This window comes from Micromonospora sp. NBC_01655 (assembly GCF_026339755.1).
Taxonomy (GTDB): Bacteria; Actinomycetota; Actinomycetes; order Mycobacteriales; family Micromonosporaceae; genus Micromonospora.
On record NZ_JAPEQF010000001.1, the window covers coordinates 5,961,347 to 5,975,314 of the forward strand.

The window sequence follows — 13,968 nt, forward strand, 5'->3', positions numbered from 1 at the left end:
GCCCGGGGCTCGCGACCTTCTGTCAGCTACAGCCGCTGGTGGAGCCGCAGCCCTCGCAGACGTAGCAGCTACCGGCCGGGCGCATCTTCGTGCCGCAGGTGAAGCAGAGCGGCGCGTCGGCGGCCTTGCCGATCACGGCCTCCAGCAGTTCGGTGCTGGAGCCGACCGACGGCGACGGCTTGGCGGCGGCGACGTCGGCGACCTCCCGCGCCGGCTGGGCGACGGGGCCGATCTTCGTCTCCGGCGCCTCGACCGGGGCGGAGGAGGCCATCGCGGTCAGCTCCGCACCGCTGACCGACGCACTCTCCGCCTCCGCCTCGGCCCGCAACTGGGCGGCCCGCTCCTTGGCGGTGAAGATGCCCAGCTCCGCGCGGCGCTCGTACGGCAGAAAGTCCAGGGCCAGGCGGCGGAAGATGTAGTCCATCACCGAGGCGGCCATCCGCACGTCCGGGTCGTCGGTCATGCCGGCCGGCTCGAAGCGCATGTTGGTGAACTTGCTGACATACGTCTCCAGCGGGACGCCGTACTGGAGGCCGATCGAGATGGCCACCGAGAAGGCATCCATCACGCCGGCCAGGGTCGAGCCCTGCTTCGACATCTTGAGGAACACCTCGCCGAGGCCGTCGTCCGGGTACGACGACGCGGTGAGATACCCCTCGGCACCGCCGACGGAGAAGCTGACCGTCTGCGACGGGCGCTTCTTCGGCAGCCGCTTGCGCACCGGGCGGTACTCGACGACCTTCTCCACCACCGGCTCGACGGCAGCGGTCGCGGCCGGGGACTCGGCCACGGCCTTGTTCGGCTTGGCCACGGACAGCGGCTGGCCGACCTTGCAGTTGTCCCGGTAGATGGCCAACGCCTTGAGGCCGAGCTTCCAGCCCTCGAAGTAGATCTTCTCGACGTCCTCGACGGTCGCCTGCTCCGGCATGTTGACCGTCTTGGAGATGGCGCCGGAGATGAACGGCTGGACGGCCGCCATCATCCGCACGTGCCCCATCGGCGCGATGGACCGCTCGCCCATCGCGCAGTCGAAGACCGGGTAGTGCTCCGGCTTGAGGCCGGGGGCGTCCACCACGTGGCCATGGTCGGCGATGTGCTCGACGATCGCCTCGACCTGCTCCTCGGGGTAGCCGAGGCTGCGCAGGGCGCGCGGGACGGTCTGGTTGACGATCTGCATCGAGCCGCCGCCGACCAGCTTCTTGAACTTGACCAGCGCCAGGTCCGGCTCGACGCCGGTGGTGTCGCAGTCCATCATCAGGCCGATGGTGCCGGTCGGAGCCAGTACTGCGGCCTGCGAGTTGCGCCAGCCGAACTTGTCACCGATCTTGTTGCCCTGGGTCCACTGCTTGGTCGCCTCGCGGACGATCGCGGTGGCCACCGTGCTGGTGGGCCTGATCTCGTCGTTGGCGGCGGCGTGCTTGCGCATGACCCGCTTGTGCGGCTCGGCGTTGCGGGCGTAGCCGTCGTACGCGCCGACGATGCCGGCCAGCTCGGCCGAGCGGCGGTACGCGGTGCCGGTCATCAGCGACGTGATCGCGGCGGCGACCGAGCGGCCCTGCTCCGAGTCGTACGGCAGGCCCGACGCCATCAGCAGCGCGCCGAGGTTGGCGTACCCGATGCCGAGCTGCCGGTAGGCGCGGGTGGTCTCGCCGATCTTCTCGGTCGGGAAGTCGGCGAAGCAGATCGAGATGTCCATCGCGGTGATGACGAACTCGACCGACCTGACGAACTTCTCCACCTCGAAGTTGCCGTCGGCGCGGAGGAACTTCATCAGGTTGAGCGAGGCCAGGTTGCACGAGGAGTTGTCCAGGTGCAGGTACTCCGAGCAGTTCCGGACCACCACACCGTTGGCGATGTAGGAGTGGTTACGCGGCTCGGACAGGTTGTAGGTGGTCTCGATCCCGTCGAACTCGCGCTTCTCCAGCGTCGCGGTCTGGTCCGTACGGTAGAAACGCTTCTCCCGCAGCCAACCGGCGAGCCGATCCGCCTTGCGCGGGTGGGCGAAGCCGATCGCGGCGGCGAAGGTTGGAATGTTCGCTCCGCTGATCCGCAGGTCGTAGAGCTGCCCGCCGGCATAGCTGCGCTCTTCACCGGCGATGGTGGTGTAGGAGAAGGAAGAACCCTCCTTCCGACTGGGGTAGATCTGGCTGCCGATGCCGAAGCAGCTCAGCATCCGCTGTACGTCCCGCAGCAGTTCGACGGAGACCGAGCCGAGTCCGACGTAGCGGGTGTCGTTCGCGGTCTCGGCGGCGCAGCCGTCAGCGTCGAACAGGCCTCGGAGGAACTCCGCCTGGACCTCCACCGGCGCCTCGAGGACCGCCGCCGGGACCCGCTTGTCGGCGGCCTTTCCGGCACTTACCCCGAGCCCGGTCAGGAAGTCCACCAGCGCCGTGCGGCCGGCACGGAGTTGGACGGTGCCGTTGGGCTGCTCGGACGGCTTCGGGGTGAAACCGAGCATCTCCGCGAGCAACATCTGGTGTCGGGGCAGGAAGTCCTCTCGGTCCTCTGCGCTGTACACCCAGCTGGCGACGGGGTTGTCACCACGCGCCTCGCTGCCCAGGCGCACGCAGCCGTCACCGGTCAGCCAGCCCAGCAGATGGGCGAACTCCTCGGTCCACTTCTCCGGCAGCCGGGACTCCCGCTGCCACTTGGTGGCAACCACGTCACCGGGCTGCACGGACGTGCCGGGCTGCATGGCGAAGGCACGGGAAGCGGCTACCGCCGGGGTGGGCAGGTTCAGCGGGAGGATCCGGTCCTCGCCGGTCAACTCCGCAGCCTCGACGTAGCCCCGGTTGGTGGTCCAGATCCGGTGGTTCGGCGTGCAGCGCAGCACCATGCCGTTACTGAACTCCAGGCGCAGGATCTCGTTGGTACCCGTGATCATGAGCGCTTCGGGGTTGGTCAGCTCGATCCGGTCGGCGGGTGCGTCCGGGTTGGTCGCGTCGTGGGTGTAGACGCAGAACGTCTCTCCCTGCCGCGCCCGGTCGATCAGCGCATCGAACCGGATCAGCCCCTTGTCCGTGTGTACCAGGGTGTCCGCGGTGAAGCAGGGATTAGACGCGGTGATCCGGCCGGTCTCCGGGCAGGTGTGCCAGTCGTTGATGGTGTCGTCGTACTGGAGGCCGGGGTCGGCGCACTCCCAGGCGGCCTGCGAGATGGTGCGGAACAGCTTCTTGGCGTCGATGGTCTCGATGGTCTGCCCGTCGAGCCGGCCGCGCAGGTCGAAGCCGCCGCCGCTCTCCACCGCCGACATGAACTCGTCGGAGACCCGGACCGAGTTGTTGGCGTTCTGGTACTGCACGCTGACGATGTCGTTGCCGCCGAGGTCCATGTCGAAGCCGGCGTCCCGCAGCGCGCGGATCTTGTCCTCCTCGCGCGCCTTGGTGATCACGAACTCCTCGATGTCCGGGTGGTCGACGTCGAGGATGACCATCTTGGCCGCGCGCCGGGTGGCGCCGCCGGACTTTATGGTCCCCGCGCTCGCGTCCGCGCCGCGCATGAAGCTGACCGGGCCGGAGGCGGTGCCGCCGGAGGAGAGCAGTTCCCGGGAGGAGCGGATCCGGGACAGGTTGACCCCGGAGCCGGAGCCGCCCTTGAAGATCAGCCCCTCCTCCTTGTACCAGTCGAGGATCGAGTCCATCGAGTCGTCCACGGCCAGGATGAAACACGCAGAGACCTGTTGGGGCGACGGCGTGCCGACGTTGAACCAGACCGGCGAGTTGAAGCTGAACACCTGGTGCAGCAGCATCCAGGTCAGCTCGTGGGCGAACACCTCGGCGTCGGCCTGGGTGGCGAAGTAGCCGTGCTCCTCACCGGCCTTGCGGTAGGTGCTGACCACCCGGTCGATGAGCTGCCGCAGCGACCACTCCCGCTCCGGGGTGCCCACCGCGCCCCGGAAGTACTTGGTGGTCACGATGTTGGCCGCGTTGACGCTCCAGGACTCGGGGAACTCGACCCCGCGCTGCTCGAAGTTGATCGAGCCGTCCCGCCAGTTCGTCATCACGATGTCGCGACGTTCCCACGTCACCTCGTCGTAGGGGTGGACCCCGTCGGTGGTCCACACCCGCTCGATCTTCAGCCCCGCGCCGGCCTTCGTCCGCGTCCGGCTGGTTGTCACGCCGTCCCCCGCCATCTCATCCGCCCCCTCGTCTGCGCGGTCACCCGCCGCGCGTCGAACTGTCAAAAACCAGAAGAAATCAGTTGGTACGGCCAGCGGCCCCCGCCGCCGCCCCGGCGTCGCCGTCCGCCCCGGCGCCCTCCCGGGCGCGGGCGGCGGCCCGCAGTGTCTCGATCTCGCGCTCGAAGTCGGCCAGCGAGTCGAAGGAGCGGTAGACGCTGGCGAAGCGGAGGTACGCCACCTCGTCCAGGTCCCGCAGCGGGCCGAGGATCGCCAGCCCCACGTCGTGGCTGGGGATCTCGGCGGCCCCCCTGGCCCGGACGGTCTCCTCGACCTTCTGGGCGAGCAGGGCGATCGAGTCCTCGTCGACCGGTCGCCCCTGGCACGCCTTGCGCACCCCGCCGCTGATCTTGGTGCGACTGAACGGCTCGGTCACCCCGCTGCGCTTGACCACCGCGAGCACCGCCTCCTCGACGGTGGTGAACCGCTTGCCGCACTCCGGGCAGGACCGCCGTCGACGGATCAACTGGCCGTCGTCGGCCTCCCGCGAGTCGACGACCCGGGAGTCGGCGTGCCGGCAGTACGGGCACCGCATCGCCTGACCTCCTTCATCGACGGCGGGCACACCGGGCACCCCCGGACGCGCGGAACCACGGCGCCGACCCCCGCGCGGGGGCCGCCACCGGGTGCGGTAGCAGGGAGTGCGGTCGGTAGTCGAACCCAACCTGTAGGCGACTTACGCCCATGTGACTACTACATCTAGGGGTCGACCGTATGCGCCCGGCGAACCGAAATCAAGTTCGCCGGCATGCCCGGCGCGTCATCAGGATCACGTCGCACACTCCCCCTCCCCGGCTCGCCGAAAGCCCCAACGCGGGACCGCTCCCCCCGGTCACGGCCGACCCGGCGAGGCCCGGGAAACCCGGGCCGGGAACGCCGGGACTCGAACTGACGTTCGAGAGCCGCGTACCATTTACCAGAACAGGCGTTCGGATTTCCTGCTTTCCCGCTCCGACACGCCGGTGAAGGTCGTACAGATGTTTGAAAATGACCGATCCCACCTATACGGTCAAGAACAACCGGGCGCGGGTGGTTCCATCCCGACCGGTCGCCATACCCCCGCACGCACCACGAGCCGCCGAGGCACCCAGCGCCGACCAGGGAGGACGGACGTGACCGAGGACCGGGCCAGCCGGCCGAAGAACCCGCAGCAGATCGCCGAGGCGGGTCCGCCGGCCACTCGGCGCCCCCGCGCCGCGCGCAGCCGGACCGGGCAGCCGGCCGTGCGCCCGGTCACCCCGGTGGTCAGCAGCTTTCCCGACCCGGCCACGGTCGACCTCACCGCCCGGCAGCGCCGCATCCTGGAGTTCATCCGCAACTGGGTCGAGCGGCACGGATACCCGCCGAGCGTGCGGGAGATCGGCGAGGCCGTCGGCCTGGTCTCCCCGTCCAGCGTCGCCTACCAGCTCAAGGAGCTGGAGAAGAAGGGCTTCCTGCGCCGCGACCCGAACCGGCCGCGCGCGGTGGACGTCCGGGCCCCCAGCGACGTGATCGACGACGAGGCCAGCCGCTCGCAGCGGCCCGCCCCGGCGTACGTGCCGATGCTGGGCCGGATCGCCGCCGGTGGGCCGATCCTCGCCGAGCAGGCGGTGGAGGACATCTTCCCCCTCCCCCGCGAGCTGGTGGGCGAGGGCGAGGTCTTCATGCTCCAGGTCAAGGGCGACTCGATGCTCGACGCCGCGATCTGCGACGGGGACTGGGTGGTGGTCCGGCAGCAGCCGACCGCCGACTCCGGCGAGATCGTCGCGGCGATGCTCGACGGCGAGGCGACGGTCAAGACCTACCGCCACCGGGACGGCCACGTCTGGCTGATGCCGCAGAACCCGGCCTTCGACCCGATTCCCGGCGACGACGCCACCATCATGGGCCGGGTCGTCGCCGTCCTGCGCCGGATCTGACCGCCCCTGGGCAGCGGTCGCCACGGCGGCCGTTGCCCGGGCGACCGCCGCCCCCGACGGGGCCTCGGCGAGGATCGTCGACCATGCGGCCGAACGACCGGGCCCCCCGGGATCCGTGGCCGCACCGGGCGGTCACTCAGTCAGTGGTCAGTCAGTAGCGGTCGCCGCGATACTCGCGACCGCTACCGGGCGGCGGGCCACCGTAGCCGCCCGGCCCGTCGTCAGGCCCGCCCTCACCGTGCCGGCCCGCGCGGGGGTCGTGGGGATCGCGGGGGTCCCGCCCCCGTCGGGGCGGTTCGGCCCGCCCGCCGCCGTAGGCCCCGCCGCGCACCGGCCGGCCGTCCCGGCCGGGCTGCCTCCCGCCGGGTTGCTGCCCCCCGCCGGGGGGGCCGCCGGCGGGCTGTCCGCCGCCGCCGTACACGCCGCCGCCGGCCGGGCGGCCCCCACCACCGCCGCCGTAGACCCCGCCGCCCTGGGGACGGCCACCGCCACCGGCGGGCCGGCCGCCACCGCCACCGTAGACCCCGCCGGAGGAGGCCCGGGCCGGGCCGGCGGTCGCCGGGGGCCCGCCGTAGCCGCCACCGCCGGCCGGCGCGCCGCCGTAGAACCCGCCCCGCGAACGGTCCCCGTCCTGTGCACGGCCCCCGCCCGGCGGCGGGCCGTCGGCGGGGCGGCCGTAGCCGCGCTCGGCCGGGCCGTCGTCAAGCGGGAACTCGTCCCGCTCCGGCCCGTCGGGGCCGACCTTCGGGTCGTCGGCCGGGGCGGGGCGCTTCCGTGCCCGCACGATGCCGACGATGCCCGCGCCGACCATCAGCGCGCCGACCACGCCGACTGCGGCGATCAGGTAGGTGATCTCGTCGAGGCTCAGCCCCTCCATCCAGGACTTCTCCGCCGCCGGCTTCGGCGGGCCGCCGTCGCCACCGGTCAGCGCCTCGGCACCGGTGCTGGCGGGGGTGTAGCCCAGGATGTCGATCGGGTCGTCCGGGGCCAGTTCCCCGCCGTCGGAGACGGTGACGAACGACTTGCCGTCCGGGGTGTAGGAGATCGCCTCGCCGAACGGGTCCGTCAGCGGGGTCACCCGGGGCTTGCCGCCGGTCAGCGCGCCGACGATGTCGCCGTCGGAGACGTCGTACTCGAAGGCGTCCGCGTACGTGCGCAGCACCACCTTCGTGCCGTCCGGGGACCGGGCGGCACCGGTGATCGCGACCCGGCCGATCGTGTTCAGCACGTTCGGGGTGTTCGTCTTCGGCAACGAGACCTCGCCGACCCCGGTCATCGGCACGGGCTCGGTGTCGCCGGTCCTGAGCGCGCCCGACGGGGCGAATATCTGGGCCTTGCCGCTGGCCACCTTGGTGATGATCAGCGGCTTCCCGTCGTCGCCGATCAGCAGCGCCTCGGCGTCGTGCGGCTTGCCCTGCGGGTAGGAGAGCCGGTGCAGCACCGGCTTGGCCGACCCGTCGGCCGGCATGCTCCACACCGCCACCCGCTCCCGCCGCTGGCTGCTGGTGATGTTGTCGCCGGTGTCGGCGATCCACAGCTTCTTGCCGTCCGGCGAGAGCGTCAGGTCCTCGGTGTCGAACGGGCCGTTGCCGGAGTAGCGGACCGGCTCCCTCGCCAGCTTGCACTTGGTGTCGAGGAAGAACACCCGCTTGCGGCTCTCGACGTCGGTGCCGTCGTTGATCACGACGTAGCCGCTCTTGGTCGCCACCAGGCCGGAGAGCTCCCGCAGTCGTTCGTCGGTCACCGTGCAGCGCTTCTTGCCGGGGGTCGGCTGAGGTGCGGCGGCCCCCGGTGCGGGCGCGGCCAGGGCGGCTCCGGAGAGCGCCACGGTCGCCCCGATCAGGCCGAGGGCAACCGTGACCGAGGAAACAGCACGGCGCATGGAGTCAGTGTCGCATGTCTGGATGAACAGCAGGGTCACGCCGGGACGCCGACGTTGAGTCGCCACTCACGCCCGCCGCCGCATCAGGGACGTGGCCTGCGCGCCGCCACCGGCCCGCACGCCGGGCACATCCCGGGAGCCGGCGCGCCGGCTCCCGGGACACCGCTCACCGGGTGCGGGCGACGACGGGTGCCTCGTCGGCCGCGTACGGGGTGAGCTCGGCGGCGAGCGCCGCGCCGACCCGCACGTGCAGCAGCGTGCCCTCGGGCAGGTGGGCGGTGCTGAGCACCTCGCCCTGCCGGTGCACCCGGGCCACCAGGTCGCCCCGGTCGTACGGGAGCACCGCGCGGACCTCCACCGCCGGGCTGGGCAGCCGCTCCTCGATGGCCGCCCGCACGCCGTCGATCCCCCGCCCCGAGCGGGCCGAGGCGAAGACGGCGTCCGGCCAGAGCCGCTTGAGCCGCAGCAGGGTCTCCTCGTCGGCCGCGTCGGTCTTGTTGACCACCAGCAGCTCGGGCAGCCGGTCGGCGCCCACCTCGGCGAGCACCTCGCGGACCGCCCGGACCTGCTCCTCCGGGTCCGGGTGGGTGCCGTCGACGACGTGCACCACCAGGTCGGACTCGGCGACCTCCTCCAGCGTCGAGCGGAACGCCTCGACGATCTGGTGCGGCAGGTGCCGGACGAAGCCGACCGTGTCGGAGAGGGTGTAGATCCGGCCGTCGGCGGCGGTGGCCTTGCGGGTGGTCGGGTCCAGGGTGGCGAACAGCGCGTCCTCCACCAGCACCCCGGCCCCGGTGAGCCGGTTGAGCAGGCTGGACTTGCCGGCGTTGGTGTAGCCGGCGATGGCCACGGCGGGCACCGAGTTGCGGGAGCGGCGGGCGCGCTTGGTCTGGCGTACCGTCCGCATGCCCTTGATCTCCCGGCGCAGCCTGGAGATGCGGTGGCGGATGCGCCGCCGGTCGGTCTCCAGCTTGGTCTCACCGGGACCGCGCACGCCCACGCCGCCGCCCGCGCCGCCGCCGCGGCCGGAGCCACCGGTCTGCCGGGACAGCGTCTCGCCCCAACCGCGCAGCCGGGGCAGCAGGTATTGCAGCTGGGCCAGCTCGACCTGTGCCCGGCCCTCCTTGCTCTTGGCGTGCTGGGCGAAGATGTCGAGGATCAGCGCCGTGCGGTCGACCACCTTGACCTTGGTGCGCTGCTCCAGGTTCCGTAGCTGGGACGGGGACAGCTCCCCGTCGCAGATCACCGTGTCGGCGCCGGTGGAGAGCACCACCGAGCCGAGGTCGTCGACCTTGCCCCGGCCGATGTAGGTGGCCGGGTCGGGGCGGCTGCGGCGCTGGATCAGCCCCTCCAGCACCTGCGATCCGGCCGTCTCGGCCAGCGCCGCGAGCTCGGTGAGGGAGTTCTCGGCGTCGGTCTGGCTGCCCTCGGTCCAGACCCCGACGAGGACGACCCGCTCCAGCCGGAGCTGGCGGTACTCGACCTCGCTGATGTCGGTGAGCTCGGTGGAGAGGCCAGGGACCCGCCGCAGCGCCTGCCGCTCTGACAGCTCGAACTCGCCGGTGGTGGCGTCGAGCTCATCGTCCGAGAAGGGTACGTAGGTCTCCTGGTCGCGCAAGCTGCGCCTCCTGACCGTTCTGTAGCGGAGCGACGGCTTTCCGTCGCGTACGAGCAATCCTGACACGTGACAACGCCGGACGCACCCGCTATATGCCCGTAGCGAAGACCACCAAAAGTGGGGGCGAATGCGACGCGACCTGTGCGGGCGAGTAGAAATGCGGGGCGACATACGACCGGCCGATCAGCGTTGACGGAGGCATTCCCGTGGCCATCACCCGACTTCCGAGTGCCGGGTTCTCGATCACCATCCGGATCGCGGTGCCCGCGGACGCCTCCTCGATCGGCCGGCTGACCACCTCGGTCGGCGAGGCCGGGGCGATCGTCACCGCGCTGGACGTGGTCGACTCGGACCCGACGCACGTGCTCGTCGACCTGACCTGCGACACCGCCGACGCCAGCCACGCCGACCAGGTGGTCGACGCGCTCACCGCGCTCGACGGGGTGGACGTCCGCAAGGTCTCCGACCGCACGTTCCTGCTGCACCTCGGCGGCAAGATCGAGGTCAGCTCGAAGGTGGCGCTGCGCAACCGCGACGAGCTGTCCCGCGCGTACACCCCGGGGGTGGCCCGGGTCTGCATGGCGATCGCGGAGAACCCGGCGGACGCCCGGCGGCTCACCATCAAGCGCAACACGGTCGCGGTGGTCAGCGACGGCTCGGCCGTGCTCGGCCTGGGCAACCTCGGGCCGGCCGCCTCGCTGCCGGTGATGGAGGGCAAGGCGGCGCTGTTCAAGCGGTTCGGCGGGGTGGACGCCTGGCCGGTGGTGCTGGACACCCAGGACACCGACGAGATCGTGGCGATCGTCAAGGCGATCGCGCCCGCGTACGGCGGGATCAACCTGGAGGACATCGCCGCCCCGCGCTGCTTCGAGATCGAGGCCCGGCTGCGTGAGCTGCTCGACATCCCGGTCTTCCACGACGACCAGCACGGCACTGCGATCTGCGTGCTGGCCGCGCTGACCAACGCGCTGCGCGTGGTGGGCAAGCAACTCGCGGACGTCCGGGTGGTCGTCTCCGGGGCCGGCGCGGCCGGCACCGCGATCATGAAGCTGCTGCTGCGCCAGGGCGTCGGCGACATCATCGCGTACGACCGGCAGGGCGCCCTGCACCGCGGCCTGACCGGGCTCAACCCGGCCTGGCAGTGGCTGGCCGAGAACACCAACAAGGAGAACTACTCCGGGGACCTGCCCGGGGCGGTGCGCGGCGCGGACGTGTTCATCGGGGTGAGCGCGCCGAACCTGCTCACCGGCGACGACATCGCCACCATGGCCAAGGGCTCGATCGTCTTCGCACTGGCCAACCCGGACCCGGAGGTCGACCCCCGGGAGGCGCGCAAGCACGCCGCCGTGGTGGCCACCGGCCGCTCCGACCAGCCGAACCAGATCAACAACGTGCTCGCCTTCCCGGGCGTGTTCCGGGGCATGCTGGATGCGCACGCCGAGGAGTTCACCGAGGAGATGGCGATCGCCGCGGCCCGGGCGATCGCCGACGTGGTCGGCGAGGACAAGATCAACCCGACGGTCATCGTCCCCAGCGTCTTCGACTCCCGGGTCGCCCCGGCGGTGGCCGCCGCCGTGCGCGCCGCCGCCCAGTCCCCGGCCCCGCCCCCGGCCGCCGACCCGGGCCCGTCCGACCTCCCGGAGATCGCCGCCGCCGCCAGCGCCACCCCCTGACCCTGACCCCCTGCCCCCCATTTTGGCCCGGCCAAAGGGGCAGGGGGGTCAGGAGGGGGGGAGGGCTATGGTGCCGGTGGCGATCAGGAGGGCTGGGCCGGCGAGCCAGCAGGAGTCGTCCGTCACCGTGACCGTGAGGCGACCGCCGGGGACGTCGACCGTCGCCGTGCCGGTGTCCCGGCCGGCGTCGCGCAGGGCGACCGCGGCGACCGCGCACGCGCCGGTGCCGCAGGACAACGTCTCGGCGGATCCCCGCTCGTAGACCCGCATGAGCACGTGGACGTCGGTGCCGCCGACGGGGTCGCCGGGGGCGGTGAACTCGACGTTCACCCCGCAGGGGAAGACCCCGGCGTCGAACACCGGCGCCCGGGTCAGGTCCAGGCCGGCCAGGTCCAGGCCGCCGGGAAGGGCGCAGACCAGGTGCGGGTTGCCGACGTCCACGGCGGTGCCGGGCAGGGTCAGCCCGCCCAGGGCGGCGGTCGCCGCGGCGTACGGCCGGGGGCGGCGCATCTCGACCGAGACCGTGTCGCCCTCGACCAGCGCGCGCACGACGCCGGCCCGGGTGGCCACCGGCAGCGCCGCGCCGGACGGCGTGGCCAGCCCGGTCTCCAGCAGGTAGCGGACGAAGACCCGGGCGCCGTTGCCGCACATCTCGGCGACCGACCCGTCGGCGTTGCGGTAGTCCATGAACCACTCGGCGTCGCCGGCCAGCGCGGCGCCCTCGGGGTGCTTGGCGGCCCGCACCACCCGCAGGACGCCGTCCGCGCCGAGGCCCCGCCGCCGGTCGCACAGCGCCGCGACCATCCCCGGGGTCAGGTCGAGTGCGCCGTCCGGGTCGGGAAGGATGACGAAGTCGTTGCCGGTGCCGTGCCCCTTGGTGAACTCCACGCCCCCATCATCGCGCAGCGGCGGAGACGAGCCGCAGGGCGTCGGCGACCAGGCCCGGGGCGGCGGAGTCCAGCCAGTGGATCCGGGGGTCGCGGCGGAACCAGGAGCGCTGCCGGCGGACGAACCGGCGGGTGGCCCGGACCGTCTCGTCGTGCGCCTCGGTCTCGGTCAGTTCCCCGGCGAGCAGGCGCAGCACCTGGTGGTAGCCGAGCGCCCGGCTGGCCGTGCGGCCCTCGGGCAGGCCGCGCCCGGCCAGGGCCCGGGTCTCGGCGACCAGGCCGTCGGCCCACATCCGGTCCACCCGAAGCGCGATCCGCTCGTCCAGCGCCGTGCTGTCCAGGTCCACCCCGAGCTGCACGGACGGGTAGTACGGGGTGGGCTCGGGCAGGGACGCGGTGAACGGTGCCCCGGTCAGCTCGATCACCTCCAGGGCTCGGACGATCCGCCGGCCGTTGCCGGGCAGGATGCCCTCGGCCGCGGCCGGGTCCGCCGCGCGCAGCCGCGCGTACAGGGGGGCCGGGCCGGCCTCGGCCAGCTCCGCCTCCAGCCGCTCCCGCACGGCCGGGTCGGTGCCGGGGAACTCGAACCGCTCCAGCACCGCCCGCACGTACAGGCCGGAGCCGCCGACCAGCAGCGGCACCCGGCCCCGGGCCAGGACGTCGTCGACCGCCGCGCGGGCCAGCCGCTGGTACTCGGCGACGCTGGCCGGCTCGGTCACCTCCCAGATGTCGAGCAGGTGGTGCGGCACGCCCTCCCGCTCGGCCGGGGTGAGCTTCGCGGTGCCGATGTCCATCCCCCGGTAGAGCTGCATCGAGTCGGCGTTGACCACCTCGCCGTCGAGAGCGTGTGCGAGGGCGATGCTCAGCGCCGACTTGCCGGCGGCGGTCGGCCCGACCACCGCCACCACCGTGCCGCCCGGTGCGCCGCCCGGGTCCGCCGCACTCACGCCGGCTCCCAGTTGGCCACCAGGTAGGCGACGCCGTAGGGCGCCTCGTGGTGGCCCAGTTCGCCGCGCCAGTCGCCGCCCGCCGCGCGGACCGCTCCGGCCAGCACCTGCCAGGGCGCCCGGCCGGCGACGCTCAGCTCCGCCGACAGCGCCGGGTCCAGGCCGAGCAGGGCCTCGGCGTCCGCGTCGGCCAGGGCCCCGGCCACCCCGTCGTCGTACGCCCACGCGCGCGGGTCGTCGTAGCCGGGCGCCTTCGTCCCGCGGCAGGCCGAACCGTCCCCCAGCACCAGCAGCGCCATCCGGTGGTCCGCCGCCCCGACCAGCTCGGCGCCGAGTCGGGCGCACTCCTGCGGGGACGCGTCGGCGGCGATCGCGTGCGCGAACCGGGGCAGCTTGGTGCCGGTGCGGCCGAGGAGCCACGCGCCGATCGTCAGGCTCAGCGGGAGGCGCTCGCCCCCCGCGCAGTTGACCCGCCACAGCCGCACGTGCCGGTCCACCCCGTACGGCCGCAGCGAGCCGTAGTCGGCGGACCGGAACGACAGGGTTTGCGGACCGGCGCCGACCAACAGGACCGCGTCCGGACCGGCGGCGAGCAGCCGGGCCACCGCCGCGGCGCAGGCGGCGCGGAGTCCGTCCAGCTCGCCGGCGGCGGCGCCGGCCACCTCCGGCACGATCAGGGGCGGGTGGGGGCAGACTGCGGCGGCGACCAGAGGCACCCGTTCACCGTAGCCGGACCCACCGGTGCGTCCCCGCACCGATCCGGTCGTCCGGGGCCTAGGACACCGTATGGTCACGGTCGACGACAGGCGCTCGACGCGGACGGGGTCGGACCTGTGACAATGCCGGGAGTAACTTGGCTGCGCCGTGGCGGCGATCGCGGGTCTGT

General features: G+C 72.6%; 9 protein-coding genes and 1 pseudogene. 2 read left to right on the plus strand and 8 right to left on the minus strand.

Going from position 1 to position 13,968, the window contains the following annotated elements; genetic code table 11:
- Positions 1–22: 22 nt before the first annotated feature.
- From OOK41_RS26220 to nrdR, 3 genes and pseudogenes are all read right to left on the minus strand, one after another.
- A complete protein-coding gene (locus OOK41_RS26220; RefSeq protein ID WP_323136268.1) occupies positions 23–3,748 on the minus strand; it encodes a vitamin B12-dependent ribonucleotide reductase in 3,726 nt (1,241 codons plus the stop codon).
- Positions 3,746–4,132, minus strand: a pseudogene (locus OOK41_RS31985) (vitamin B12-dependent ribonucleotide reductase); the annotation flags it as partial. The gene OOK41_RS26220 and the pseudogene OOK41_RS31985, both read right to left, overlap by 3 nt.
- 64 nt (positions 4,133–4,196) lie before the next feature.
- Positions 4,197–4,712: a transcriptional regulator NrdR gene (gene nrdR, locus OOK41_RS26225; RefSeq protein ID WP_117666598.1), complete on the minus strand. Its 516-nt coding sequence runs from the start codon at positions 4,710–4,712 to the stop codon at positions 4,197–4,199.
- 577 nt (positions 4,713–5,289) lie between these two features.
- On the opposite strand from nrdR, the gene lexA reads away from it, so the two are divergent.
- Positions 5,290–6,075, plus strand: a complete 786-nt coding sequence (gene lexA / locus OOK41_RS26230; RefSeq protein WP_266267074.1) for a transcriptional repressor LexA — start codon at positions 5,290–5,292, stop codon at positions 6,073–6,075.
- Positions 6,076–6,226: 151 nt separating this feature from the next.
- Here the strand turns inward: lexA and OOK41_RS26235 are convergent, their stop codons facing one another.
- Together OOK41_RS26235 and hflX are read right to left on the minus strand one after the other, a co-directional pair.
- Positions 6,227–7,957: a hypothetical protein gene (locus OOK41_RS26235; protein ID WP_266267075.1), complete on the minus strand. Its 1,731-nt coding sequence runs from the start codon at positions 7,955–7,957 to the stop codon at positions 6,227–6,229.
- Positions 7,958–8,123: 166 nt separating this feature from the next.
- Complete coding sequence (gene hflX / locus OOK41_RS26240; protein ID WP_266267076.1) at positions 8,124–9,575, minus strand: GTPase HflX; 1,452 nt, start codon at positions 9,573–9,575, stop codon at positions 8,124–8,126.
- Between the two features lie 206 nt (positions 9,576–9,781).
- Here hflX and OOK41_RS26245 point away from each other — a divergent pair, with 206 nt between their 5' ends.
- Complete coding sequence (locus OOK41_RS26245) at positions 9,782–11,248, plus strand: NAD-dependent malic enzyme (protein ID WP_266267077.1); 1,467 nt, start codon at positions 9,782–9,784, stop codon at positions 11,246–11,248.
- A gap of 48 nt (positions 11,249–11,296) precedes the next feature.
- Here the strand turns inward: OOK41_RS26245 and dapF are convergent, their stop codons facing one another.
- The 3 genes from dapF to OOK41_RS26260 are packed head-to-tail and all read right to left on the minus strand — an operon-like array spanning position 11,297 to position 13,798.
- Positions 11,297–12,136: a diaminopimelate epimerase gene (gene dapF / locus OOK41_RS26250; RefSeq protein ID WP_266267078.1), complete on the minus strand. Its 840-nt coding sequence runs from the start codon at positions 12,134–12,136 to the stop codon at positions 11,297–11,299.
- A 7-nt stretch (positions 12,137–12,143) separates the two neighbouring features.
- Entirely contained in the window at positions 12,144–13,094 is a 951-nt protein-coding gene (gene miaA, locus OOK41_RS26255) for a tRNA (adenosine(37)-N6)-dimethylallyltransferase MiaA (RefSeq protein WP_243639270.1), read from the minus strand.
- Complete coding sequence (locus OOK41_RS26260; RefSeq protein ID WP_266267079.1) at positions 13,079–13,798, minus strand: hypothetical protein; 720 nt, start codon at positions 13,796–13,798, stop codon at positions 13,079–13,081. The genes miaA and OOK41_RS26260 overlap by 16 nt, the downstream gene beginning before the upstream one ends.
- Between the last annotated feature and the right edge of the window lie 170 nt (positions 13,799–13,968).